Source organism: Prauserella rugosa (genome assembly GCF_000719975.1).
GTDB lineage: Bacteria > Actinomycetota > Actinomycetes > Mycobacteriales > Pseudonocardiaceae > Prauserella > Prauserella rugosa.
The window spans coordinates 1-23,504 of record NZ_JOIJ01000028.1 but is presented as its reverse complement, the minus strand read 5'-3'; the positions used below and the strand labels follow the sequence as shown (position 1 = coordinate 23,504).

Here is a 23,504-nt window from a genome sequence, read left to right as displayed (position 1 = left end):
GTCGTTCACCGTAACGCGGTCTTGTCGGCGGACGGTCCGGGGGCGGCGGCGTCGAGTCGTTTGAGCGCCTCACGTGCGACGGACGGATCCTGCGTGGGCCAGAACGGCGGGATGGACGCGCGGAGGAAGCCGCCGTAGCGCGCCTTGGCCAGACGCGAGTCGAGCACGGCCACGACACCGCGGTCGCCCGACGAACGGTGCAGCCTGCCCGCGCCCTGGGCGAGCAGCAGCGCAGCGTGCGTCGCGGCGACGGTGAGGAATCCGTTGCCCCCACGTGCTTCCACCGCGCGTTGCCTGGCCGAGGCCACGGGATCGTCGGGGCGCGGGAAGGGCAGCCGGTCGACGATCACCAGCTGCAGCGACGGGCCGGGGACGTCGACCCCCTGCCACAGCGACAGCGTCCCGAACAGGCACGTGCGGGGTTCGTCGGCGAACCTGCTCACGAGGGTGGACGTCGAGTCGTCGCCCTGGCAGAGGATCTCGTAGGGCAGACGTTCACGCAGCTCCTCCGCGGCCTTCTTCGCCGCACGCATCGACGAGAACAGCCCGAGCGTGCGCCCGCCCGCGGCACCGATGAGCTCGGCGATCTCGTCCAGTGTGGCGTCGCCGAGGCCGTCGCGTCCCGGTGGAGGCAGGTGGCTCGCGACGTACAGGATGCCGTTGCGGCCGTAGTCGAACGGCGATCCCACGTCGAGGCCGCTCCATCGCAGGCCGTCGTGAGCGCCTGCCTCACCCTCGGCGGGGGCGGGCTTGTCGGTGGCGGTGCCCTCGTCGACGGGCGTCGGTGTCGGCTCGGCGGGCAGGCCCCACTGGCGGGCCAGCGTGTCGAAACGGCCGCCGAGGGCCAGCGTCGCCGACGTCAGCACCGTGGTCGACCGTGCGAACACGCGCTCGCGCAGCAGTCCGCCCACGGTGAGCGGTGCGACGTGCAACGACGGCGGGCGCGGCGACGACGAGTACGTGTCGTTGGAGACCCACACGACGTCCGGACGGTTGGCCTGGTCGGCGTCGAACGCGTCGAGCAGGCGCACCGCGGTGTCGTGGATCTCCTCCACGGCCGACCGGGCGAGCTTGCGGGCCGTGGCCTCCTCGACGTCCTCCTTGCGGTCGTTGCCGAGCGCGGTGAGGCATGCGTGGGCGGCGTCGCGGACGACCCGCACGGCGCCGCCGAGTGCCTGGGGCAGGGTGTCGAGCCGTCCGGCGGGGGCGTCCTCGAGCACCATTGCCAGGCCCTCACCCGCTTCGAGGAGCCGGTCGGAGGTGTCGGCGTCGATGATGCGCCCGCAGCGCCGCGTGGCCGACGAGATCGCCGCGGCCGTGAGCTCCGCGGTGGCGGCCGAGGTGACGCGGTCGACCAGTTCGTGGGCCTCGTCGATGACCACGACGTCGTGCTCGGGTAGCACGCGTTGTTCCTGCAGCGCGTCGATCGCCAGCAGGGCGTGGTTGGTGACGACGACGTCGACCCGTCCCGCGTCGGCGCGGGCCTTCTCGGCGAAGCAGTCGTCGCCGACGGGACACCGCGCGGCGCCCAGGCATTCGCGGGCGCTCACCGACACCTGCCGCCAGGCCTGTTCGGAGACGCCGGGGACGAGCTCGGTGCGGTCGCCGGTCTCGGTCTCCGACGACCACTCGTGCAAGCGTTTCACCTCCCGGCCGATACGGGAGACGGTGAACGCGTCGAACAGCCCGCCCTCGTCGGGCTCCTCGGGTGCGCCCGAGTGCACGCGGTGCATGCACAGGTAGTTGCGCCTGCCCTTCAGGATGGCGAACGTCGGTTCCCGGCCGAGCGGCTTCTTCAGCGCCTTGGCGAGCCGGGGCAGATCGCGGTCGACGAGCTGGTTCTGCAGGGCGATCGTCGCCGTCGACACCACGACCGTCGTGTGCTGCTCGACGGCGTGCCGGATCGCGGGCACGAGGTAGGCGAGCGACTTGCCGGTGCCCGTGCCGGCCTGCACCGCCAGGTGCTCGCCCGTGCGAATCGACCGGGCCACGGCCTCGGCCATACGGACCTGGCCCTCGCGTTCAGTGCCGCCGACCGCGTCGACGGCGTCGGTGAGCAGCTCACGGACGCCGGGAAGTTCGCGGGCCTTCTGCAGGGTGCTGATCTCGGCGGGCACGGTGCTCCACCCTAGCCGGGGGCACCGTCGAAACCGGGCGAGACCGGCCGGTCACACGGCCGGGTGGTGTGCGGTGCGGTGGGTCAGGCGTCCGCGCACGCCTGCCGATGTCGGGGGAGACCTCGACTCGGGAGGAGGCCACATGGCCCACACGTTCCGCACCGGACGAGCAGTACGGATGTCGACGGCGACCGCCGCGGCCGCACTGGTGCTCACCGCAGCCGCACCGGCCGCGCAGGCCCAGGACGAGCAGCCCGCGTCGTCGGGCTCGGTGGGTCTGGTCGACGTGGTGCAGGACGGAACCGAGATCAGGGTCGGCCCGATCGCCGCCTGCGACGCCGACGACAAGCCCGCCAACAGCACGCCGGGCATCGAGGTCGGGGACGGCGATCTCGCCACCTACGGCCGCGGCGAGTCGACGTGTGACCGCACCGACGGCGTGGCCACGACGAAGGTGTCGGGGGAGCGCTTCTCGACGTCGGTGCTGGAGGAGTACGGCGGACCGGAGATCCGGGTGCGGTCGTTCGGCGCCGAGTGCCGCACGACGGAGAACGGGAGCGCCTCGTCGATGGAGCTGTCCGGGGTCAGCGGGTTCGACCTGCCCGAGGAGATCCCGCCGAACCACGAGGTGCTGATCCCCGGGGCGGACGCCGACGCCCCGCCGCTGGCGAAGGTCGTGCTCAACGAGTTCACCGCGCCGGACCCACCCGACGGCAGCCTGGAGATGTCGGCCGTGCGCATCGAACTGTTCCCCGAGGGCGGTCCCGTCACCGGCGACATCCGCCTCGGCCTGGCCGCCTGCGACCCCTACGGCACCTGACCGTCAGTGCTCCCGAGGGCCCCATGGTTGCGTTCAACGCAACCATGGGGCCCTCGGGAGCTTTTGAGGCTTGACGGGAGCAGCGCTCGGGGTTACGAGGCGGGGGTGCGGGTCAGGCGGTGTTGCCGTGGCAGGTCGATGAGGTCGGTGCGCTCGGGCAGGCTGTCGGCCGCGCCGGGCACCGACATCGCGGCCGCCCGGCACGCCGCCGCCGTGCGCACCCTGCGGTCGGCGGGTGCGCCCGCGAGCAGGTCGGCCAGGTACCCGGCGATGAACGCCTCGTCGGTGCCGTCGGCGTCGATCTCGTGCACCGGGTAGGCGGGCACGTCGTAGCGGGCGCCCGAGATCTCCGCGACGGCACCGCGCGGTCCCTGGGTCACGATCACCTCGTCGGGGCCGAGCTTCGCGAGTTCCGTGGTGAGCGCCTCGGCGTCGCCGTCGAAGCCGAGCAGCCGCGCCTCGTCGGTGCGCGCGAACACGATGTCGGCGTGGGCGAGCAGTTCCAGCAGGGTGTCCCTGGCGTCCTCGTCGTGCCACAACGCGGGCCGGTGGTCGAGTGCCAGCGACACGGGAACGCCGGCGTCGGTGGCGATCTCGGCGGCGGTGAACGTGGCCTCGTCGGCCGATTCCGACAACGCCGCCGTGCTGCCGGACAGGTGCAGCACGCCCGCCGCGGCGATCAGATCCTCGCGCAGGTCCTCGGGCGCGAGCCGCGGGCCTGCGCTGCCGTTGCGGTAGAACGCCGCTCTGCTGGCGTCACGGGAACGGAAATCGCGCAGCACGAGGCCCGTCGGTGCCTGTCGGTCGGTGATGGCCGCCGACGTGTCGACGCCCTCCTCCCGCAGCCGCGTCAGCACGAGGGCACCGGGTTCGTCGGCTCCGATGCGCCCCATCCACGTGGCGGGCGCGCCGAGCCGGGACACCCCGACGGCCACGGTCGCTTCGGCACCGGCGATGCCGACGTCCACGGTCGTGGCGTGCCGGAGCTTGCCGGAGGAGGTGCGGAAGGACGCCAGCGCCTCGCCGAACGTCACCAGGCCAGCGCTCACGCGCCGACCCGCGGGGTCCCGTCGACGGTGACGCCTGCGGCGGCCAGGTCGGCCAGCGCCTTGTCGGTCGTGGCCTGCGAACCGCACGCGGTCAGCTCGGACAGCACCCGCACGGTGAACCCCGCCGCCGCGGCGTCGAGAGCGGTGGCGCGCACGCAGAAGTCGAAGGCGATGCCGACGACGTCGACCGCGGTCACCCCGCGGGCACGCAACCAGTCCGGCAACGGCTCACCGGCGTCGGTCGCGGACTCGAACCCCGAGTAACCGTCGCTGTACTGGCCCTTCGAGAACACGGCCTGCACCGGCCCGACGTCGAGCGCCGGGTGGAAGCTCGCGCCCGGCAGACCGGCCTCGCAGTGCCGGGGCCACGACGTCACGAAGTCCGGTTCCTCGCTGAAGTGCGAGCCGGGGTCGATGTGGTAATCGCGGGTCGCGGCGATGTGCTCGTAGGTGCCCCGGCGCATCAGCTCGGTCACGCCGGCCGCGACGGCCGCCCCGCCGTCGATGGCGAGCGAACCGCCCTCGCAGAAGTCGTTCTGGACGTCCACGACGATCAGTGCGGTACTCATCGGATTCCCGCCTTCCTTCACGTTGGGAGCAGCAGCGTTGGGACCAGAGACGTTGGGACCAGAGACGGTGGGAGGCAGGCGGCCCTCAGAGGAACGTCGTCGGGATGGCCGGCTCGCCCTGGGAGAGCTTGAGTCCTTCCCACGGCAGGCTCACCATGCCGCGGCGCAGGCGTGTGCGGGCGTCCTCCAGTGTGGGCAGATCCGCCACGGCCTTGCCGTCCCGCATCAGGGCGATCGGCAGCACGCGGTCGTGCTCACCGAGCTCGGGCGGGTTGTCGGCGGGGTGCACGACCTCCTCGAGCGCGGTGCCGGTGCCCTTGTGCCTGCGCACCGCCGATTTGCGGCCCCCGCGTGAGGCCTTGTCCTCGCTGCGCTTGGCGACGGGCCTGCCGTCCACCTCGACGAGTTTGTACACCATGCTGGCCGTCGGCGCGCCCGATCCGGTGACGACCGAGGTGCCGACGCCGTACGCGTCGACCGGTTCGGCCCGCAGCGCGGCGATCGCGTGCTCGTCGAGGTCGCCGGAGACGACGATCCGGGTGTCCTTCGCGCCGAGCTGGTCGAGCTGTTCCCGTGCCTTGCGGGCCAGGACGCCGACGTCGCCGGAGTCGATGCGGATGGCGCCGAGTTCGGGGCCGGCCACGCGCACCGCCGTCTCGATGCCGCGGGAGATGTCGTAGGTGTCCACCAGCAGTGTCGTGTCGGTGCCGACCTTGGCGACCTGCGAGCGGAAGGCGGCTTCCTCGCTGTCGTGCAGCAGGATGAAGGCGTGCGCCGTGGTGCCCCGCGTGGGAATGCCGTAGCGCCTGCCTGCCTCGAGGTTCGAGGTGGTGGCGAAGCCGGCGAGGTAGGCCGCGCGGGCGGCCGCCACGGCGGCCTGCTCGTGCGTGCGGCGTCCGCCCATCTCGATGATCGGCCTGCCCGACGCCGCGCCCGACATGCGCGCGGCCGCGGAGGCGACTGCCGTGTCGTGGTTGAGGATCGACAGGATCAGCGTCTCCAGCACCACCGCCTCGGCGAAGCTGCCGCGGACGGTCATGATGGGTGAGCCGGGGAAGTACAGCTCGCCCTCGGGATAGCCGTCGATCTGGCCGGAGAAGCGGTAGTCGGCCAGCCACGCGAGGGTGTCCTGGTCGACGACGGCGGTCTGCTCGAGCTGGGCAAGTTCGGAGTCGCCGAAGCGGAAGTCGGCGATCGCCTCGAGCACCCTCGCGGTGCCCGCCACGACGCCGTAGCGCCGTCCGGCCGGCAACCTGCGGGCGAACACCTCGAACACGCACTCCCGGTCCGCCGAACCGTCGGCGAGCGCGCTGCCGAGCATCGTCAGCTCGTAGTGGTCGGTCAGCAGAGCCGTGCTGGTGCCGATCTGTTCCATGGACATGAACCTATCTGCGCTGTGCGCCGCGCCGCCGTGGCGGGTGCCGAGGGATCGGGCCGATTGTGCCGGATCCGGCGGACCGTGTCGGCCGCTTCGCCGCTGCGGCTCGTGTGCGGGGCCGGGCGCGGGGCTGTGCGCAGTCGCGTCGCCCGCGGAGTTGCGGGGTTCAGGATCGGCGGTTACGGGGGCGTGACAACATGGAGGGCATGACGACGCCGGTCGAGGCCGAACAGACACTCGGCGAGGGCACCAGCGCCGAGGACAAGCCGTGGCAGACCATCGTGTGGAACGACCCGGTCAACCTGATGTCGTACGTGACGTACGTGTTCCAGAAGCTGTTCGGGTACAGCCGTGACCACGCGACGAAGCTGATGCTCGACGTCCACCACAAGGGCAGGGCCATCGTCACCTCGGGCAGCAAGGAAAAGGTCGAGGGCGACGTCGCGAAACTGCACGCGGCGGGCCTGTGGGCCACGATGGAGCAGGCGTGAAGGGCTGGCGCCGCAAGGGCGGCCGCGTACTCGCGGGATTCGAACAGCAGGAGGCCGCGGTGCTGCGCGGCCTGGTCAGTCAGGTCGACGACATGCTCAGGGCTCGCGCGGAGGAGACGCCGCAGGACGAGCTCTCCGAGCTGACCGGCATCAAGACGGGGCCGTCCGAGGGCCCGAACGACCCGGTGCTGTCCCGGTTGCTGCCCGACTTCCACAAGCTCGACCCGGATCACCCCTCGCAGGAGGACGTCGACTCGGCGGCCGCCCTGCGGTCGCTGCACGAGCCGCAGGTGCTGGACGCCAAGCTGGGCGTGGCCGCGGAACTGCTCAACTCCTTGCCGCCGGAGGGCGGCAACGTCAAGCTCACCTACGAGCAGGCCGACGCGTGGGTGTCCGCGCTGAACGACGTGCGGCTCGCCCTGGGTACGGCGCTCGACGTGAACGACGAGACGCCCGACGAACTGCCCGAGGACGATCCCCGTGCGTCGCATCTCGGCATCTATCACTGGCTGACCTGGGTACAGGAAAGCCTGGTGCAGGCCCTCACCGAGTAGCCGGCCCGCAGCGGGCGGCCCAGCGCAGAGGAGGTCGGCGATGCCGGGCGAGTTCAACGCGATCACGGACGTGCCCGGGGTGCTCGTCGGCCACCATCATCGGCTCGGGCGGGGCTGGGCGACCGGCGCGACGGTCGTGCTCGTGCCGGGACGGGCCGTGGGCGCGGTCGACCAGCGTGGCGGCGCGCCGGGTACGCGCGAGACCGACCTGCTGGCGCCGGAGAACCTCGTCCAGCGCGTGGATGCCGTCTGTCTGTCCGGTGGCAGTGCCTACGGACTGGCCGCCGCCGACGGTGTCGTCCGCTGGCTGGGGGAGCGGCAGCGAGGGTTTCCGGTGGGCACCCGCCCGTTCGAGGTGGTGCCGATCGTGCCCGCGGCGGTCGTGTTCGACCTGCCACGCAGTGACTGGGGCAACCGCCCGGACGCCGCGTTCGGCTACGCCGCCTGCGGCGTGGCCACCGCGGGTCCCGTCGCGCAGGGCACCGTTGGCGCCGGGACGGGCGCCCAGGTCGGTTCCCTGAAGGGCGGTGTCGGTACCGCCAGTGAGCGGGTCGGCGAGCACACCGTCGGCGCGCTGGCCGTCGTGAACGCCTCGGGCGAGGCCGTCCGCCTCGACACCGGTGAGCCCTTCGGCGCCGACCACGAGGTGGACGGCGAGTTCGGCGTGGCGCGGTGGCCACGCCGCGCCGGAGACCTCCCGGACCCGGGCGCGAAGGACCTGAACACGACGATCGGCGTCGTCGCCACGGACGCCGACCTGTCGAAGGCGGAGGCGCGCAGGCTCGCGGTGGCCGCGCAGGACGGGCTGGCCCGCGCCGTGCGGCCAGCGCACACGATGTACGACGGCGACACCGTCTTTGCGCTGGCCACCGGTGGCAGGCCGCTGGCGCAGCAGCCAGGCAGACTCGGCGGGGACGACGAGGCGGGGCGGGCCGCCGCCCTCGACGGGCTCTGCTCCGCGGCGGCCAGGGTGTTCACGCGGGCGATGGTCCACGGGGTGCTTTCGGCGACCTCGGCGGCGGGCCTGCGCGCCTACCGCGACGTCTGGCCGGAGGCCTTCGAGGACTGATCCGCCAGGTGGGAGGCATGCGACACAGTGCCCGTCTCACACTGTGAACGCGCTTTATTCAGCCAGTAAGATAGTGATCGTGCTTCGGATCCGCCGTGACCACGTCGACGCGATCGTCGCCCACGCCCGTCGGGACCACCCCGACGAGGCCTGCGGCGTCATCGCGGGACCGGACGATGGCAGTGACACGCCTGAGCGCTACATCCCCATGGTCAACGCGGCGCGTTCGCCGACGTTCTACGAATTCGGCTCCGGCGACCTGCTGAAGCTGTACCGCGAGATGGCCGCCAACGACGAGACACCCGTCGTGATCTACCACTCGCACACGGCCACCGAGGCGTATCCGTCGCGCACGGACATCAAGTTCGCCCAGGAGCCCTTCGCGCACTACGTGCTGGTGTCCACCCGGGCCGACGACGTCGCCGAGTTCCGGTCGTACCGGATCGTCGACGGCGAGGTCACGGAGGAGCCGGTCGAGATCGTCGGTGAGCCCACGGCCGAGAGCGCGGCCGTCCGGCTCAACCCGGACGTCGCACCGGACACTGCGCCCGTCGAGTCGTACATGTTCGCCAACACCGGCAACGACGACATCCCCGACGCGTAGTTACTCCCCGGCGTAGCCCGGGTCACACGTGGAATTTTCCCGCGTGCTCATACGTCTGTCCTCATCGACAAGCCATTCTGCGGAGGTAACCCATGGCCGTGACCGTGTCCATCCCGACGATCCTGCGTACGCACACCGGCGGCGAGAAGTCGGTCGAAGCGTCCGGCAAGACGGTCGCCGAGGTGATCGACGACGTCGAGTCGCGCCACAGCGGTCTGAAGGACCGTCTGGTGAAGGACGAGAAGCTGCACCGGTTCGTCAACGTCTACGTCAACGACGAGGACGTCCGTTTCGCCGGCGGCCTCGAGGCCGACGTCAAGGACGGCGACACCGTGACGATCCTGCCCGCCGTCGCCGGCGGTATGCGCTGATCATGGCCCGCTACGAGTCCTTGATCGACACGCTGGGTGGCACGCCGCTCGTCGGTCTGCCGCGCCTGTCCCCTTCGGACGACGTCCGGTTGTGGGCGAAGCTCGAGGACCGCAACCCGACCGGGTCGATCAAGGACCGTCCGGCGCTCAAGATGATCGAGGCCGCCGAGAAGGACGGCTCGTTGCGTCCCGGTGCCACGATCCTCGAGCCGACGTCGGGCAACACCGGCATCTCGCTGGCCATGGCCGCCAAGCTCAAGGGCTACGGCCTGGTGTGCGTCATGCCGGAGAACACGTCCGCCGAGCGCAAGCAGCTGCTGCAGGCCTACGGCGCGCGGATCATCTTCTCCGAGGCCGCGGGCGGGTCGAACGAGGCCGTCCGCAAGGCCAAGGAGTTGGCGAAGCTCAACTCGGACTGGGTGATGCTGTACCAGTACGGCAACCCGGCCAACATCGCCGCGCACTACGAGGGCACCGGCCCCGAGCTGCTGGCCGACCTGCCGTCGATCACGCACTTCGTCGGCGGACTCGGCACGACGGGCACGCTCGTCGGCGTCGGGCGCTACATGACCGAGCACAAGCCGGACGTGCAGATCGTCGCCGCCGAGCCGCGGTACGGCGAGCTGGTCTACGGACTGCGCAACCTCGACGAGGGCTTCGTTCCCGAGCTCTACGACCCGGACGTGCTCAGCGGCCGGTACTCCGTCGGCGCCTACGACGCGTTGCGGCGGACCCGCCAGCTGCTCGAGCAGGAGGGCATCTTCGCCGGCATCTCGACCGGCGCCGTGCTGCACGCGGCGTTGGGGCTGGCGGAGAAGGCCATCGCCAAGGGACAGTCGGCCGACATCGCGTTCGTCGTCGCCGACGCCGGGTGGAAGTACCTGTCCACCGGCGCCTACAGCGGCTCGCTCGACGAGGCGGCCGAACGGCTCGACGGTCAGCTCTGGGCGTAGTACCGCCCCACGACACGACTGTGGCTCCATCGGACATCCGGTGGGGCCACAGTCGTGTTCGGTCCCGGCCGGTCAGTCCCTGACGGCCGGGTTGCGCGGGTGGTCCATGCGGACGACGACGTCCGCGGTGTCGGCGGGGGAGACCTCGCGGTCGTAGCGCTCGTACGCGGGCAGTGCCCAGTGCTGGTCCGCGGGCAGCGTGCGCCGCAGGGCGGCCTGCGTCAGCCACAGATGCACGGTCAGGTCGAACGGCAGGCCCGTGCCGAGCAGCAGTTCGCCGTCGACGAGCACGACACCGCCTTCGGGCACCGGCACGCGCGCACGCCGGTAGGCGCGGTCGGCCTCGGCGTCCCAGAGCGCGGGCAGCACCTCGCCGGTTCCGCCGGGACGTATCGGGTCGAGCACTTCGCGGCGCAGGGCTCCGACGTCGAGCCAGTCGTCGTAGCGGGTGTCGGGGTCGTGGCGGCCGCGTTCGAAGCGCAACGACGCGGGCCGCAGGAAGTCCCACGCCGAGACCCGCAGTGCCTCCCGCCCCGCCACGCGCAGCGGGTCGACGAGCGCGTCGGCCAGTCCGGCCGGATCGGCGGCACCCGCTGCACCGTCGACCGCTACCGCGAGGCGCCGGTCGGTGGGCGAGGCTGCGATCCGTTCGACGATTTCGGTCACGAGCCGGTCGAACGAGATGGGCCGGAAACGCACGGCGGCGATCCTACGGACCCACTGCAACGACACCACGCAACACGGGCCCCGGAATGCGCAGCACGGGCCCCGGAAGGCGCAACACGGGCCCCGGAATGCGCAACACGGGCCCCGGAGGGCGCAACACGGTGGCGGGGATTTCAGGGTCATCACTGAGGTCGGCGGGGCCGCGCCGCCGTAATCTGGACCCGTGAGCATGCAGCCCGTTCCCACGCCCGGTGCGGGGCCGTCGAAGCCCGGCCGCCCCGCCAGCAAACGCGTCCTGCCGCCGAATCCGACGGCCGCGGCGATCGTGGCGCTGTCGTTCACCGCACTGCTGTACCTCGTCGAACTGATCGACGTGATCCTCCCGATGAACCTCGACAACGGCGGCATCGTGGCGCGTTCGCTGTCGGGTCTCGACGGCATCGCGTGGGCGCCGCTGCTGCACGCCGGGTGGCCGCACCTGCTGGCCAACACGGTTCCCGTGCTGGTGTTCGCGTTCCTCGCCATGGCGCGCGGCATCGGGCCGTGGATCGCGGTGACCGTGACGATCTGGCTCGTCGGCGGCATCGGTGTGTGGCTGACCGGACCGTCGGACGCGCACACCGTCGGCGCGTCCGGGCTCGCGTTCGGCTGGCTGGCGTTCCTGTTGGTGCGCGGCCTGTTCAACCGCAGTTTCGCCCAGTTGGCGGTGGCCGCGGTATTGCTGGCCGTGTGGGGCGGCATGTTGTGGGGCGTGCTTCCGGGACAGGCCGGAATCTCGTGGCAGGGCCACCTGTTCGGCGCGCTCGGCGGTGTGCTGGCCGCATGGCTCACGGCCAAGTCCGACCGCAAGGACCCCTCGCCCGTCTGAGGATCCCGGCCGCGAACCCGGCGCACGTGGTCGGAAACCCGCGCGTCGCGGCGACGTAGGCTGCAGGCGTGAGCGCTCCGATCGGAATCTTCGACTCCGGGGTCGGCGGGCTGACCGTCGCCCGCGCGATCGCCGACCAGCTGCCGGCCGAGAGCCTGCGCTACGTCGGTGACACCGCCAACGCCCCGTACGGACCACTGCCGATCGCCACGGCCCGCGAGTACGCGCTGCGCGCCCTCGACGGCCTCGTGGCCGACGGGGTCAAGGCACTCGTCATCGCGTGCAACACGGCGTCGGCAGCCTGCCTGCGGGACGCGCGGGAGCGCTACGACATCCCGGTCGTCGAGGTCGTGCTGCCCGCCGTGCGGCGTGCCGTCGCCACGACCCGCAACGGCCGGGTCGGCATGATCGGCACCGAGGGCACGGTCCGTTCGCACGCCTACGAGGACGCGTTCGCCGCCGCCACCGACGTGCAGCTCACCAGCGTGGCCTGTCCGCGGTTCGTCGACTTCGTCGAGCGCGGCATCACCTCGGGCAGGCAGGTGCTGGGGCTGGCGCAGGGCTACCTCGAGCCGCTCGCGCGCGCAGGCGTCGACACGCTGATCCTCGGATGCACCCACTACCCGCTGCTCACCGGCGTGTTGCAGCTGGCCATGGGACCCGACGTGACGCTGGTGTCCAGTGCGGAGGAGACGGCCAAGGACGTCGTGCGGGTCCTCACCGAACGCGACCTGCTCGCCGAGCCGGGACAGCCGCCGCAGCACACGTTCACCGCGACCGGCGACCAGGAGCGGTTCGCCCGTCTCGCGGAACGGTTCATGGGCTTCGGCCCCGTGCTCGCCGCCACGTAGGGCGTGCTCACCGCCACGTAGTACAGGCGCGCGGCGATCGTGCGTGGCATGGTGACGACCGTGCGACTCACGATCCTCGGCTGCTCGGGAAGCATTCCCGGGCCGAACACCGCCGCGTCCGGCTACCTCGTGGAGTCCGAGGGGTTCGTCCTCGGGGTGGACCTGGGCAACGGCACGCTGGCCCAGCTGCAGGCGCTGCGCGACCCGTTCGACGTCGACGCGCTCGTGCTCTCGCACCTGCATCCGGATCACTGTGCGGACATGAGCGCGCTGACGGTGCTGCGCCGGTACCACCCCGACCCGCCCTTCGATCCGCGGCGGCACAGGCTCCCGGTGCACGCGCCGGCCGAGGCTCCCACCCGCCTGGCGAACGCCTTCGCCGCCGACGACGCCGAACGTGACGTCACCGACCTGAGCGACGTCTACGAGTTCCACCCGTTGCTCACCGGGAGCCGCACCATCGGCCCGTTCGAGGTGTCGGCGTTCCCGATGGACCATCCGACCGAGGCGTTCGGCCTGCGCGTGTCCTGCGGCGGTCGGACCCTCGCCTACACCGGTGACACCGGCCCCTGCGCCGCGCTCGACGAGCTGTCCGCCGGGGTGGATCTGCTGCTGGCCGAGGCGTCGTGGACCGACGGCCCCGAGCGGCCCGCGGGCGTGCACCTGTCGGGCACCCAAGCGGGCGAGTTGGCCCGGCGAGCGGCGGCCCACAGGCTGGTGCTCACGCACGTCGCACCGTGGACCGATGCGGCCGCTGTGCTGGCCGAGGCCCGTGCCGCGTTCGGCGACGCGGCCGAGCTCGCCGTGCAGGGTCGCGTCTACGACGTGTAGGCCGCCGTGTCGGACCGTGGGCGGTCCCGCGTTGTAGGGTCGGTTGCCGTGGTGCGAAAAGACGGCAGGAACGACGACCAGCTTCGCGACGTGCGGATCACCCGCGGCTTCCAGCAGTGGCCAGCGGGATCGGTACTCATCGAGTTCGGCGACACCAAGGTGCTGTGCGCGGCGAGCGTGACCGAGGGCGTGCCCCGGTGGCGGGCGGGCTCGGGACTCGGCTGGGTCACCGCCGAGTACGCCATGTTGCCCTCCGCGACGCACGAGCGCGGCAGCCGCGAGTCCGTGAAGGGCAAAATCGGCGGCCGTACGCACGAGATCAGCAGGCTCATCGGCCGCTCGCTGCGTTCGTGCATCGATCTGGCGGCGCTGGGCGAGAACACCATTCAGCTCGACTGCGATGTCATCCAGGCCGACGGCGGCACCCGCACCGCGGCGATCACCGGCGGCTACGTGGCGCTAGCCGACGCGATCACGTGGCTCGGTGCCGCGGGCAAGCTGGCCGACCCCAAGCCGCTGTCGGCGACCGTGTCGGCGATCAGCGTCGGGGTCGTCGACGGCCGCGTGCGGCTCGACCTGCCCTACGAGGAGGACTCGCGGGCCGAGGTCGACATGAACGTGGTGGCGACCGACACGGGCACGCTCATCGAGGTGCAGGGAACCGGTGAGGGCGCCACCTTCACGCGTTCCACTTTGGACAAGATGCTGGATCTGGCGCAGACCGGCTGCGCCGAGTTGGCGCGCAAGCAGTCCGAGGCGCTCGCCGAGCCGTACCCCGGAACGCTGCCCGAGCCTGCGCCGGTCGACAAGAAGGCGAAGGGTGGCAAGTGAGCACGCGGATCCTGCTCGCCACCCGGAACGCCGCCAAACTGGACGAACTGAGGCGGATCGTCGTCAAGCGCGGCCTCGGTGACGTTGAGGTGCTCGGTTTGTCCGATGTGGACGAGTTCCCCGAGGCGCCGGAGACCGGTGCGACGTTCGAGGAGAACGCCCTCGCCAAGGCGCACGACGCGGCCGTCGCCACGGGACTGCCCGCGATCGCCGACGACTCGGGGCTCAGTATCGACGCGCTGAACGGGATGCCCGGCGTGCTGTCGGCACGCTGGGTCGGACGGCACGGCGACGACGAGGCGAACCTGCGGCTCGTGCTCGGCCAGCTGCAGGACGTGCCCGAGGAACGCAGGGGAGCGGCGTTCGTGTCGGCCGCCGCCTTCGTGGTGCCGGACGGCGCGGAGGTCGTCGTCCGTGGTGAATGGCGCGGCACGATCATCCACGAACCGCGTGGTGCCAACGGTTTCGGCTACGACCCGATCTTCGTGCCCGAAGGCGAGACGCGGACCTCGGCCGAGTTGTCTCCCGCCGAGAAGGACGCGGCCTCCCACCGGGGCAGGGCGTTGCGTTCGCTGCTGCCGTATCTGCAGGAGTTCGCCGAAGGCAACTGACCGCAGGCCACGGCCGCAGGCCCGGCCGAGCGCAGGCCACGGCCGCCGTCGAACACGGCTCCGGGGCCTGGACCGTTCAGAGCCAGGGGCCGAGTTCGGGTGCGGTGGCACTGCGGCCGGTCAGCCACGCCGCCAGCGCGGGGGAGTGGCCCTGTTTCAAGCGGGCGTCGAGCGTCTCGCGGGCCAACGTCTCGACGAGTCCCTCTGGCAGGTCGGCGAACTCGATGCCCGCGTCGAGATCCACGGCGTGCACGGCGACCTCGACGGCACGCATCCACGGCAGACGCGTGGCGGGGATCGCCGCCCCCTGCCGGGTGCGCACCTCGCGGCGCCACGCGTCGTCGGACAGGTCGTCCAGCTCGCGGGCGAGCGCCGCGGCCGAGGAACGCACCAGCGCGCGCAGCTCGGCCGGCGGCAGCCCGGCACCTTCCTCGATCTCGGCGTCGCGTCGCTGCGCGCTCGGATACATCGGGTTCTCGACGCCGGTGCGTGCCCAGTCGGCGAGCCTGCGCAGCGCTTCGGCGTTGAAGTGCAGATGCGAGACGACGTGCGCGCGGCTCCAACCGGGAAGGCGGCTGGGTGCGCGCAGATCGCTGTCGTCGAGTGTGCCGAGGGCGCCCAGCAGACGCTCCGTGCCCTCGTCCATCCAGGTGCGCACGTCGCCATCCACGAGATCAGCCCTCCAGGCCGAGGTCCTTGAGCAGCCGGGCGACGTGACCGGTGGCGCGGACGTTGTACATCGCCTTGACGATCACGCCGTCCCCGTCGATGACGAACGTCGAGCGGATGACGCCCTGGACGATCTTTCCGTAGTTCTTCTTCTCACCGAACGCGCCGTAGGCCGACAGCACCTGCTTGTCCGGGTCGGACAGCAGCGGAAACGTCAGGCCCTCGTTCTCGGCGAACGTCGCCAGCTTGTCCTGCTTGTCGGGCGAGACGCCGAGCACCTGGTAGCCGGAGTCGCCGAGCAGGGCGAGGTTGTCGCGGAAGTCGCACGCCTGTTTGGTGCAGCCGGGCGTGCTGGCGCGCGGGTAGAAGTACACGACCACGGGCCTGCCGCGGTAGTCCGACAGCGAGACCTCCCGTCCTTCGCTGTCGGGGAGGGTGAAGTCGGGTGCCTTGTCGCCGGGTTCGAGTCGGGTCTGCTCGGTCATGCCCGCAGCGTATCGGAGAGCCGCGCGGACGTGACCGGCTCAGGCTCCGCCGCGGTAGACGGCGCGTGCGGGTTCGGAGGGGTCGGGTCGCACCGTCAGTTCGAGCGTCGACGAGGCGGCAGGCACCGCGAACGCGAACGTCAGTTCCACCCGGTCGCCGGGGATGAGGTCGCGATCGGCGTCGACGATGCCCGTGTAGCCCTGTGCGGGGTCGACGACCTGGACGAGCCGCTGACCCGAGCCGAAGGCCCGTACGGACAGCCGCGACAGCCGGTACGGCTTCGCCGACTCGTTGCGCACCTTGACCGTGAACGCCGCGGCGCGGTCGGTGTTCGGGTACGCCGAGTCGCCGGGGGTGAAGGTCTGCGGCTCGGAGACCTCGACCACCAGGTCGGAGGCGAACCGGTGATCGGAACCGAACAGCACGGCGTGGCGCACCGGGGTGTCGGCGGCGTCCTCGCTGGGAGCGGCTCTGGTGACCTCGGGAGTACCGGGCGGCAGCGCTGCGCCACCCGATGCCGGGCCCGTCTGCTGTTCGGCGCCGCAGGCGGTGAGTGCCAGGAGCGCGCAGACAGCCACCATCGGCCTGCCTTTTCGCACCGCTGTCGCTCCTGTTCCGCCCTGCACACGCCCTGGTGGGGCGAGTTGCCGGCTCGTCGTGGGCTTGCGCTCGTGGGTGAGCGCGCGCCGGGCACCGCCTCGGCGCCCTGGACCACTGTGCGTGCGCCGAGGCGGGCGGTGCCACCTGCCAACGGGGGTTGAGGCGGACCTGGTTCTGCTCTGTGTCCTCGTCGTGACCCCTGGTTGTCGTGGGTCACACCGCGGCCGTGGGAAGCGGGTGCCGGGGAGGAGAGCCGGGGTCGGAGAGTGGAGCCGGTGTCGGCCTTGGCTCAGAGCGCCAGTGCGAACAGCAGGATGAACACGGCCAACGTCACGAGCCACGCCACGATGAGCCAGCCCCAGTCGCGCCACGGGTCGACGACGCGGTTGTCCTCGCCGGGCACGTAGACGCCGCGCAGTTCGAACCAGTCGGCGAGGCGACCCGGCCAGCTCAGCGGACTCCGCTCGGACATGCCACCTCCCGTGCTCTGCGGCGTTCTGCCGGTGCTCTGCGTTGCTTCCCGCTGCCGGTGAGCCTACCGGCGTTCGGCGTTCGAATCCCGTGGTGGCGTGGTACCCGGCGGTGACCAGCCGGACGAGGAGGATCCGCATGTCGGCACCGACCCGCGACGACACCTGGCCCGCGTTGGCCGTGGACGACTGGCAGGACACGCGCCACACGCTGCACATGTGGATGCAGATCGTCGGCAAGGTGCGCATGGCGCAGGCGCCCATGCTCAACCACTGGTGGCAGGTGCCGCTGTACGTCTCGGCGCGGGGTCTCACGACGTCGTCCATCCCCCACGGAACGGGCGTGTTCGACATCGAGTTCGACCTGGTCGACGAGGTGTTGCGCATCCGAGCCGGCCGCGGTGGGGACGCCGAGATCCGGCTGGAGCCCAAGCCCGTGTCGGTGTTCCACCGCCAGGTCATGGACACGCTCGCCGACCTCGGCCTCGACGTGTCGATCATGGGGGCTCCGGTGGAGGTGCCGGAGGCCGTTCCGTTCGCCGAGGACACCGCGCAGCGCACCTACGACCCGGAACACGCGCGGCTGTTCTGGGGCCAGCTCGTGGCCGCCGACCGGGTGCTGAACCGCTTCCGCTCCCGGTTCTACGGCAAGAGCAGCCCCGTGCACTTTTTCTGGGGCGCGATGGACCTGGCGTGCACGCGGTTCTCCGGGCGCACCGCTCCGCAACATCCGGGCGGCGCCCCGAACTGCGCCGACTGGGTCATGGTGGAGGGCTACTCGCACGAGCTGTACAGCTGCGGATTCTGGCCGGGCGGCGGCGCCGAGGGCGCGTTCTACGCCTACGCCTATCCCGAACCGGACGGCTTCGCCGGCGCCGCGGTCCGTCCGGACGCCGCCGCCTATGTCGCCGACCTGGGCGAGTACGTGCTGCCCTACGAGGCGGCCCGCCGCTCCGGCGATCCCGACGCCGCCGTACTCGCGTTCCTCCAGAGCACCTACGAGGCGGCCGCCGACCACGGTGGTTGGGACCGGCAGGCACTCGAACAGCACCCGCACCGCGACGTGCTGCCGTTCTGACTCCGCCCTTACCTGAGCCGAACGGGTCGTCGCCCGACTCCAGCGCCTGCGTCGCCAGTTCCACACACCGCCCGAGGTGTGCCAGATCCGTCTCGTCCACCATCCGCGCAGTACCCACGCAGCAACGGCCGTACCGCGCGGCATCGACGCCGGCCCTCAGCCTGCGACGCGGTGTTTCAGCCTGCGACGCTGGGTTTCAGTCTGCGACGCCCTGGGCGCTCCAGCCGCCGTCGATCGGCACCACGATACCCGTGATGAACGATGCGGCCGGGGTGCCGAGGAAGTACGCGAGCTCGGCCACCTCGGCAGGCTCGCCGAACCGCTGCATCGGGATGCGGGCGAGAAACGTGTCGGGGTCGAACACACCGCGCCGGATGAACTCCGACGACAGCTCCGTGGTGATCGGCCCCGGCGCGATGCCGTTCACCCGGAGGCCGCGTGCGGCCCATTCGGACGCCAGCCCCCGCACGAGTCCGCCCACGCCGGCCTTGGCCGCGCCGTAGGCCGTGCGGCGGGGAAATCCGACCAGTCCGTTGAGCGACGACATCAGCACCAGCGCCCCGCCGCCCGGCATCCGGCGTGCAGCCTGCTGCGCACCGACCATCGCGCCGGTGAGGTGCACGCGCAGCAGCGCGTCCCAGTCCTCCGCGGCGTAGTCGAGGGAGTCACCGGCCTTGGCGTGCCCGGCGTTGGCGACGAACGTGCCCAGTCCGCCGTCGGTGGCGGCGGCCAGCTCGCACGCCGCACCCACATCGTCCGCACCCGCGGCGTCCCCGACCACCGTGCCGTGACCCGAACCGGGCCAGCTCTCCGCGGTGCGGGTCAGCCGGGAGCCGTCGAGGTCGAGGCCCACCACGGGGTGTCCGGCCGCGGCGAACCGGTGTGCGATGGCAGCTCCGATGCCTTGCGCCGCCCCGGTGACGACGACCGCGGGCCGGGGGCCGGACGGTTCAGACATGACGCGGCTCCAGGGTGAAGACCTGTTGGACGTCGATGCGTTTGCGGGCGATCCGCAGGCCCGCGCCTGCCGCGGGACCGGGCACGAGGACGTCGTCGTACTCGCCGTAGATGGCGATCGCCTCGTCGGCGGTGCGCGAGACGGCCTGGAAGTAGGCCGTCACCGCAACGCCGTTCGCGCCGTCCGGCTCGGCCACGACGTTCGTGACGAGGTGTTTGCTCCACAACGTGGGGCCGTCGAACACGCCGCGGTAGAACGCGAGCACGGTGTCACGCCCCGTGCGGGCCCCGTCGACGCGTTCGAGGACCACCTCGCCGGTGAACACGGTGGCGAGTGCCTGCTCGTCGCGGGTGTCGACGGCGCGGGCGTAGCGGTGCAGGGCCGTGCGCGCGGCCTCGGCGGGGTGGTCGGTCATGCCTGTCCTCCTCGGACGGGTGCGGGCTGGGGTTCGCGGGCGGCACCGAGCGTGCGGCCGTCGAGGTGCCTGCGGGGCAGCAGCAGGACGAGTCCGATGCCGATCGCCGCGGGGACGACGAAGACGTAGAAGCTCCACTTCACGTCGACTCCCGCGGCGACGATGAGTCCGCCGAGGATGGGGCCGATGATCCCGCCGAGCCGGGCGACGGTCATGATCGACCCGAGCGCGGTCGCCCGGACGGCGGCGGGGAACCACGTGGCGATGAAGCCGTTCAGGATGACGGCGGTGCCGTTGGCGCCCACGCCCGCCAGCGCGACGGCGACGTACAGCACCGGTGTCGGCGGGGCGAGGCTCATGGTGACCAGGGAGAGCACGCCGATGCCGAAGCCCCAGATCGCGACCGTGCGCGGGCCGATGCGGTCGGCGCAGATCGACATGACGGTGGCACCGGCGATCGCCCCGATGCTCATCGTCGCCAGGAAACTCAGCGCAGATCCGAGCGGATAACCCGCCGATCGCATGATCTCCGGCAGCCACGTGCTGAGGCCGTAGATGAACAGCTGTCCGATCAACCCGGCGAGGGCGAACACGATCGCCGTCGTCAGCAAGGGACGTCGCAGCAGGTCCCGCAGTCCCGCGCGGCGGCCGTCCTCGTCGGACGCCTCGTGCGGGGTGGCGTTCTCGGCGAGGCCGTAGCGTAGCGCGGTCCGGTGTGCCTGGTCGTGTTTTCCCTTGCTCCGCAGGAAGTCCCCCGATTCCGGCAGCACGGCGTAGGCGATCGGCACCAGGGTCAGCAGCGGCAGCACGCCGATGGCGAACATGGGGCGGAACCCGAACGGTTCGATGAGGACGAGTCCGATCAACGAGGCCGCGATCGTGCCCACCGAGAATCCGGAGCTGACGAGCGCGTTGAACAGGTTGCGGCGGCCCCGCGGCGCGAACTCGGCGGTGAGCGCGAGCGCGGTCGGCAGGAGTCCGCCGAGGCCGACGCCCGACAGGAAGCGGAACAGGCCGAACAGTTCCGGGTTCGGGGCCAGTGCACAGGCGCCCATGCACACCGAGAACCAGCTCATGCTGGTGATCAGCATGCGGCGCCGGCCGAGCAGGTCCGTCGCGAGTCCGCAGATCAGGGTTCCGACGAGCATTCCCATGAACGCGTAGCTGGCGATGACGCCCGCGCGTGCGGCGTCGAGGTTCCACGCCTCGTACTCGAGCAGGGCCGGGATGGTGGTGCCGAAGACCGACAGGTCGTAGCCGTCGAAGATGACCGCACAGCAACAGATGACGGCCACCAGGGTGCCGCTCCTGCGCCGCACCTCCGGCTTCGGCGACGTGGTCATGCGGGTCCTCCTCGACCTCGATGACGAGCCTTGCGCACCGGAGATCATGTCAATCATGACCATAGAAGTCCAGAGCGTCGTTCGCGTCGCGTACGACCGGTGGGGCTCGTCGGCTCAGGCGTCGCCGAGGTGTGCGGCGTCGGCGAGTGCGTCGAGGCAGGCTTCGAGTGCGGGCCGTGGGTGTTGTTCGGCGGTGACGGCGTACAGGGTGCGGCGCGGTGCCGGGGCGTCGAGTTCGACGGCGCGGACGTCGTGCCCCGAGGCCACCACCAGCGCCAGCGACGGCAGAAGCGCGAGGGCGCCGAGGCCTTCGACGAGGGAGAAGACGGTGGCGTAGCCGGTGACGTAGTGGCGGATGTCGGGTTCGATGCCGCGTTCGCGGAGGGTGTGGCACAGCCAGGCGTTGGCGCGCGAGCCCGCGGTCCAGGACACCCAGCGGTCGCGGTCGAGGTCGGCTGCGCTGATCGTCGGCCGATCGGCGCGGGGGTCGTCGGCGGGGAGCATGACGCGCGCCGTGTCGTCCCGCAGTGCCCGCCAGTGGGTGTGGGGCGGGCGGGTGAGGGGCAGGTTGTCCCAGCTTTCGACGACGGCGACGTCGAGTTGGCCGTTGACGAGCATGGGCAGGCTGCGTTCGGGTTCGGCTTCGACGACGGCGGGTTCGATGCCGGGGTGTCTGCCCGCCAGTGACGTCAGCGCGCGGGTGACGAAGGTGTAGACGCCGGTGGGGATGGAGCCGACGCGCATGGGTCCGGTGATGTCGCCGGACAGTGCGTCGAGTCGTGTCCGCGCGAGCGCCAGTTCGCCGAGCACGGTGTCCGCGGCGTCGGCGAGGAGTCGGCCCGCAGGGGTGAGTTTGACGCTGCGGCCGTGGGGGACGAGCAGTGGCGCCCCGGCGTCCCGTTCCAGTTTGGACAGTTGCTGGGACACGGCGGACGGGGTCAGGTGCAGCGCTTCGGCCGCGGCGGCGAGGGAGCCGTGGCGGTCGACGGCGTGGAGTGCGTGGAGGCGTTCGGTGCGGAACACGTAAGCGACGATACGGCGTTCGGCGCGTCACTGCGCTGCTCGGACGCTGACTCATCACGGTTCGTGATGGGTAGTGGTGAGGATTCGTCGCTGGTGCCGGGTCGGGCAGGCCTGTCTTATGGGGGTATGACTCACGTTCCCACTCGTCCCGGCCGTGCCGTGTCCGCGCCTGTTGCGGGGCCGGTTGGAGGTTCGGTTGTTTCGCCGGCGCCCGCTCCGGTCGGTGTGCTGGATCGGTTGGACGCGCGACTGGTGGCGGTGGCGGGTGCGTTGACGATCGCGTCGACGGCGTTGTTCGTGGCGTTGGCCGATGCGTCGAGTGCGACGGTGACGTTCTTCCGGTGTGCGTTGGCGTTGCCGTTGTTGGTGGTGTGGGTGGCGGGACGGCGTCTGCGGTGGCGGTTCGACGTGTGGCATGCGTTGGCGGGGGCGTTTCTCGGGTTGGACATGGTGCTGTGGTCGGAGGCGATCGCCGGGGTGGGGGCGGGGATCGCGACGGTGCTGGTGAATGTTCAGGTGGTGATCGTGCCGTTGGTGACGCTGGTGGTGTTCCGGGAGCCGGTGTGTGGGCTGTTCTGGGCGACGGTGCCGGTGTTGCTCGCCGGGGTGGCGTTGGCGGGCGGTGTGGTGGACACCGGGTCGGCGGCGTTCGGGGAGGCGCCGGTGTACGGCACGATCATGGGCCTGTTGGCGGGGGTGGCTTATGCCGGTTACCTGGTGGTGTTGCGCAGGGCGGGTAAGCCGGGTGGGCAGGTGTCGATGCTCGTCACCGTCAACGGTGCGGGCGCGTTGGTCGCGTTGGCGGCGGGGTTGCTGTCGGGGACGCTCGATCTGGCGCCGTCGTTGCCGACCCTGGGGTGGGTCGCGGTGTTGGCCGTGACCGGTCAGATCGTGGGCTGGTTGTTGATCGGCGCGGCGATCCCGAGGTTGCCGTCGGCGCTGGGGGCGACGTTGTTGTTGGTGCAGCCGGTGGGCGCGGTGTTGTTGGGCGTGCTGGTGTTGGGTGAGCGTCCTTCGGTGTTGCAGTTTGTGGGGTGTGGCGTGGTGGTCGCGTCGATGGCGTTGGTGGCGCGGGTGAAGCAATCGGTGGTGGCCTCGTCCTGACGGGAGGCGTGCGCGCGCAGGGTAGGGCGGGTGGGGTTACGGTTCGGTGCGCGTGCCGTCGACGTACAGGGGCGCGCCGGGTGCGAGTGCCGCGCGCAGGCGGTTGCGGGCGCGGATGCCGGCGTCGGGGTGGCGTCCGTCGAGGGCGCCGACGCGCACGGCGAACGCGAGGTCGTACGGCTGTTCCCCGGGTTCGAGGACGAAGTCTTCGGCGGCCACGCATCGCACGCTCAGCACGCCGTCGGCGATGTCGGTTGCGCAGCGGCGTTCGGTGAGCGCGACGCCGCACGCGGAGCGGTCGTTGATCAGGATGTGGCCACCGGGCTGGATGCGGCGCGCCACCAGACGCGCGGCCGTGCCGGGCGCGCCGCCGATCTCCAGGACGCGCATGCCGGCGGTCAGCGGTAGCGCGTTCACGGCGGCGGTGAGTCGAGGTGAGGCCATGTCCGGTGTGCCTTTACGTCAGAGGGCACCGTCAGAAGGGCGGATGATGCCGTCGACACCGTGGTGCGGTGTTAGCGGCGGAGGTGGGCCCGTTGTCGGCGGCCCACTCGCGTTGGTGGTCGAGGTCGCAGTGCCGAGCAGGACGTCGACACCAGGGCACGACGCATTCGCGGTCGCGGACGCGGACGAGTTCGCGGATGGCTGCGTTGGGCCGTCGTCGACTACGACCCAGGTCGAGCGGCTGGCCGGTGGCGGGGTCGCAGAGGACTTTGCGCCACACA

Annotated in this window: 28 protein-coding genes and 1 pseudogene; 14 read left to right on the top strand and 15 right to left on the bottom strand. The window is 71.4% G+C overall.

Translation table 11 applies throughout. The annotated features are described in order from the left end of the window. Nucleotides 1–5: 5 nt before the first annotated feature. Nucleotides 6–2,117, bottom strand: a complete 2,112-nt coding sequence (locus IF64_RS0123225) for an ATP-dependent DNA helicase (RefSeq protein ID WP_425468469.1) — start codon at nucleotides 2,115–2,117, stop codon at nucleotides 6–8. Nucleotides 2,118–2,259: 142 nt separating this feature from the next. Between IF64_RS0123225 and IF64_RS0123220 the strand changes: the two genes are divergently transcribed. Further along, nucleotides 2,260–2,937 carry a choice-of-anchor P family protein gene (locus IF64_RS0123220; protein WP_048807136.1) on the top strand — a complete coding sequence of 226 codons (678 nt, stop codon included), beginning with the start codon at nucleotides 2,260–2,262 and terminating at the stop codon, nucleotides 2,935–2,937. Nucleotides 2,938–3,029: 92 nt separating this feature from the next. On the opposite strand, the gene IF64_RS0123215 is transcribed toward IF64_RS0123220, so the two are convergent. The 3 genes from IF64_RS0123215 to IF64_RS0123205 all read right to left on the bottom strand — a co-directional run bounded on the left by IF64_RS0123215 (nucleotide 3,030) and on the right by IF64_RS0123205 (nucleotide 5,930). Next, on the bottom strand, nucleotides 3,030–3,986 hold the full coding sequence (locus IF64_RS0123215; RefSeq protein WP_030534302.1) for a sugar kinase: 957 nt from the start codon (nucleotides 3,984–3,986) through the stop codon (nucleotides 3,030–3,032). Next, complete coding sequence (locus IF64_RS0123210) at nucleotides 3,983–4,555, bottom strand: isochorismatase family protein (protein WP_030534301.1); 573 nt, start codon at nucleotides 4,553–4,555, stop codon at nucleotides 3,983–3,985. The genes IF64_RS0123215 and IF64_RS0123210 overlap by 4 nt, the downstream gene beginning before the upstream one ends. 85 nt (nucleotides 4,556–4,640) lie before the next feature. Then, a complete protein-coding gene (locus tag IF64_RS0123205; protein WP_048807135.1) occupies nucleotides 4,641–5,930 on the bottom strand; it encodes a nicotinate phosphoribosyltransferase in 1,290 nt (429 codons plus the stop codon). Nucleotides 5,931–6,139: 209 nt separating this feature from the next. Between IF64_RS0123205 and clpS the strand changes: the two genes are divergently transcribed. From clpS to IF64_RS0123175, 6 genes are all read left to right on the top strand, one after another. Further along, nucleotides 6,140–6,424: an ATP-dependent Clp protease adapter ClpS gene (clpS, locus tag IF64_RS0123200; RefSeq protein ID WP_030534299.1), complete on the top strand. Its 285-nt coding sequence runs from the start codon at nucleotides 6,140–6,142 to the stop codon at nucleotides 6,422–6,424. Beyond that, nucleotides 6,421–6,978 carry a DUF2017 domain-containing protein gene (locus IF64_RS0123195; protein ID WP_030534298.1) on the top strand — a complete coding sequence of 186 codons (558 nt, stop codon included), beginning with the start codon at nucleotides 6,421–6,423 and terminating at the stop codon, nucleotides 6,976–6,978. Before clpS ends, IF64_RS0123195 begins: the two co-directional genes overlap by 4 nt. A 40-nt stretch (nucleotides 6,979–7,018) precedes the next feature. Then, nucleotides 7,019–8,047, top strand: a complete 1,029-nt coding sequence (locus tag IF64_RS0123190; RefSeq protein WP_030534297.1) for a P1 family peptidase — start codon at nucleotides 7,019–7,021, stop codon at nucleotides 8,045–8,047. Nucleotides 8,048–8,126: 79 nt separating this feature from the next. Then, entirely contained in the window at nucleotides 8,127–8,651 is a 525-nt protein-coding gene (locus tag IF64_RS0123185; RefSeq protein WP_036877693.1) for a M67 family metallopeptidase, read from the top strand. A gap of 92 nt (nucleotides 8,652–8,743) precedes the next feature. Further along, nucleotides 8,744–9,022: a MoaD/ThiS family protein gene (locus IF64_RS0123180; RefSeq protein ID WP_030534295.1), complete on the top strand. Its 279-nt coding sequence runs from the start codon at nucleotides 8,744–8,746 to the stop codon at nucleotides 9,020–9,022. Between the two features lie 2 nt (nucleotides 9,023–9,024). Next, nucleotides 9,025–9,975, top strand: coding sequence for a PLP-dependent cysteine synthase family protein (locus tag IF64_RS0123175; protein WP_030534294.1), 951 nt, complete (start codon nucleotides 9,025–9,027; stop codon nucleotides 9,973–9,975). A gap of 72 nt (nucleotides 9,976–10,047) precedes the next feature. On the opposite strand, the gene IF64_RS0123170 is transcribed toward IF64_RS0123175, so the two are convergent. Next, on the bottom strand, nucleotides 10,048–10,674 hold the full coding sequence (locus IF64_RS0123170) for a nucleoside/nucleotide kinase family protein (RefSeq protein ID WP_030534293.1): 627 nt from the start codon (nucleotides 10,672–10,674) through the stop codon (nucleotides 10,048–10,050). A 196-nt stretch (nucleotides 10,675–10,870) separates the two neighbouring features. Here IF64_RS0123170 and IF64_RS0123165 point away from each other — a divergent pair, with 196 nt between their 5' ends. The 5 genes from IF64_RS0123165 to rdgB all read left to right on the top strand — a co-directional run bounded on the left by IF64_RS0123165 (nucleotide 10,871) and on the right by rdgB (nucleotide 14,633). Continuing rightward, nucleotides 10,871–11,509 carry a rhomboid family intramembrane serine protease gene (locus IF64_RS0123165; protein ID WP_030534292.1) on the top strand — a complete coding sequence of 213 codons (639 nt, stop codon included), beginning with the start codon at nucleotides 10,871–10,873 and terminating at the stop codon, nucleotides 11,507–11,509. A gap of 68 nt (nucleotides 11,510–11,577) precedes the next feature. Then, nucleotides 11,578–12,360, top strand: coding sequence for a glutamate racemase (gene murI, locus IF64_RS0123160; protein ID WP_030534291.1), 783 nt, complete (start codon nucleotides 11,578–11,580; stop codon nucleotides 12,358–12,360). 60 nt (nucleotides 12,361–12,420) lie between these two features. After that, nucleotides 12,421–13,191 carry an MBL fold metallo-hydrolase gene (locus tag IF64_RS0123155; RefSeq protein WP_030534290.1) on the top strand — a complete coding sequence of 257 codons (771 nt, stop codon included), beginning with the start codon at nucleotides 12,421–12,423 and terminating at the stop codon, nucleotides 13,189–13,191. 48 nt (nucleotides 13,192–13,239) lie between these two features. After that, nucleotides 13,240–14,022, top strand: a complete 783-nt coding sequence (rph, locus tag IF64_RS0123150) for a ribonuclease PH (RefSeq protein WP_030534289.1) — start codon at nucleotides 13,240–13,242, stop codon at nucleotides 14,020–14,022. Further along, complete coding sequence (rdgB, locus tag IF64_RS0123145; RefSeq protein ID WP_030534288.1) at nucleotides 14,019–14,633, top strand: RdgB/HAM1 family non-canonical purine NTP pyrophosphatase; 615 nt, start codon at nucleotides 14,019–14,021, stop codon at nucleotides 14,631–14,633. The genes rph and rdgB overlap by 4 nt, the downstream gene beginning before the upstream one ends. A 76-nt stretch (nucleotides 14,634–14,709) precedes the next feature. Here rdgB and IF64_RS0123140 read toward each other — a convergent pair whose 3' ends face one another. From IF64_RS0123140 to IF64_RS0123125, 4 genes are all read right to left on the bottom strand, one after another. Beyond that, a complete protein-coding gene (locus IF64_RS0123140) occupies nucleotides 14,710–15,291 on the bottom strand; it encodes a maleylpyruvate isomerase family mycothiol-dependent enzyme (RefSeq protein ID WP_246134868.1) in 582 nt (193 codons plus the stop codon). Between the two features lie 16 nt (nucleotides 15,292–15,307). Then, a complete protein-coding gene (bcp, locus tag IF64_RS0123135; RefSeq protein ID WP_030534286.1) occupies nucleotides 15,308–15,787 on the bottom strand; it encodes a thioredoxin-dependent thiol peroxidase in 480 nt (159 codons plus the stop codon). A gap of 39 nt (nucleotides 15,788–15,826) precedes the next feature. Beyond that, the gene (locus IF64_RS0123130; RefSeq protein WP_048807131.1) at nucleotides 15,827–16,387 is read right to left on the bottom strand and encodes a hypothetical protein; all 561 of its coding nucleotides are present in this window, start codon (nucleotides 16,385–16,387) and stop codon (nucleotides 15,827–15,829) included. A 290-nt stretch (nucleotides 16,388–16,677) separates the two neighbouring features. Then, nucleotides 16,678–16,860 carry a hypothetical protein gene (locus IF64_RS0123125; protein WP_030534284.1) on the bottom strand — a complete coding sequence of 61 codons (183 nt, stop codon included), beginning with the start codon at nucleotides 16,858–16,860 and terminating at the stop codon, nucleotides 16,678–16,680. A gap of 137 nt (nucleotides 16,861–16,997) precedes the next feature. Between IF64_RS0123125 and IF64_RS0123120 the strand changes: the two genes are divergently transcribed. Further along, on the top strand, nucleotides 16,998–17,936 hold the full coding sequence (locus IF64_RS0123120) for a DUF5996 family protein (protein ID WP_030534283.1): 939 nt from the start codon (nucleotides 16,998–17,000) through the stop codon (nucleotides 17,934–17,936). Nucleotides 17,937–18,132: 196 nt separating this feature from the next. On the opposite strand, the gene IF64_RS0123115 is transcribed toward IF64_RS0123120, so the two are convergent. The 4 genes from IF64_RS0123115 to IF64_RS0123100 form a co-directional block, all read right to left on the bottom strand. Further along, a complete protein-coding gene (locus tag IF64_RS0123115; RefSeq protein ID WP_030534282.1) occupies nucleotides 18,133–18,894 on the bottom strand; it encodes an SDR family NAD(P)-dependent oxidoreductase in 762 nt (253 codons plus the stop codon). Then, complete coding sequence (locus tag IF64_RS26320; RefSeq protein ID WP_051758106.1) at nucleotides 18,887–19,309, bottom strand: nuclear transport factor 2 family protein; 423 nt, start codon at nucleotides 19,307–19,309, stop codon at nucleotides 18,887–18,889. Before IF64_RS26320 ends, IF64_RS0123115 begins: the two co-directional genes overlap by 8 nt. Next, nucleotides 19,306–20,652, bottom strand: coding sequence for an MFS transporter (locus IF64_RS0123105; protein ID WP_051758105.1), 1,347 nt, complete (start codon nucleotides 20,650–20,652; stop codon nucleotides 19,306–19,308). Before IF64_RS0123105 ends, IF64_RS26320 begins: the two co-directional genes overlap by 4 nt. Before the next feature lie 114 nt (nucleotides 20,653–20,766). Continuing rightward, a complete protein-coding gene (locus IF64_RS0123100; protein WP_030534279.1) occupies nucleotides 20,767–21,675 on the bottom strand; it encodes a LysR family transcriptional regulator in 909 nt (302 codons plus the stop codon). 237 nt (nucleotides 21,676–21,912) lie between these two features. On the opposite strand from IF64_RS0123100, the gene IF64_RS0123095 reads away from it, so the two are divergent. Continuing rightward, the gene (locus IF64_RS0123095; protein WP_248700059.1) at nucleotides 21,913–22,779 is read left to right on the top strand and encodes a DMT family transporter; all 867 of its coding nucleotides are present in this window, start codon (nucleotides 21,913–21,915) and stop codon (nucleotides 22,777–22,779) included. A gap of 36 nt (nucleotides 22,780–22,815) precedes the next feature. Here IF64_RS0123095 and IF64_RS0123090 read toward each other — a convergent pair whose 3' ends face one another. Both IF64_RS0123090 and IF64_RS27780 read right to left on the bottom strand, forming a co-directional pair. Beyond that, complete coding sequence (locus IF64_RS0123090; RefSeq protein ID WP_030534277.1) at nucleotides 22,816–23,223, bottom strand: class I SAM-dependent methyltransferase; 408 nt, start codon at nucleotides 23,221–23,223, stop codon at nucleotides 22,816–22,818. A 31-nt stretch (nucleotides 23,224–23,254) separates the two neighbouring features. After that, nucleotides 23,255–23,504 (bottom strand): annotated as a pseudogene (locus IF64_RS27780) (HNH endonuclease signature motif containing protein); the annotation flags it as partial.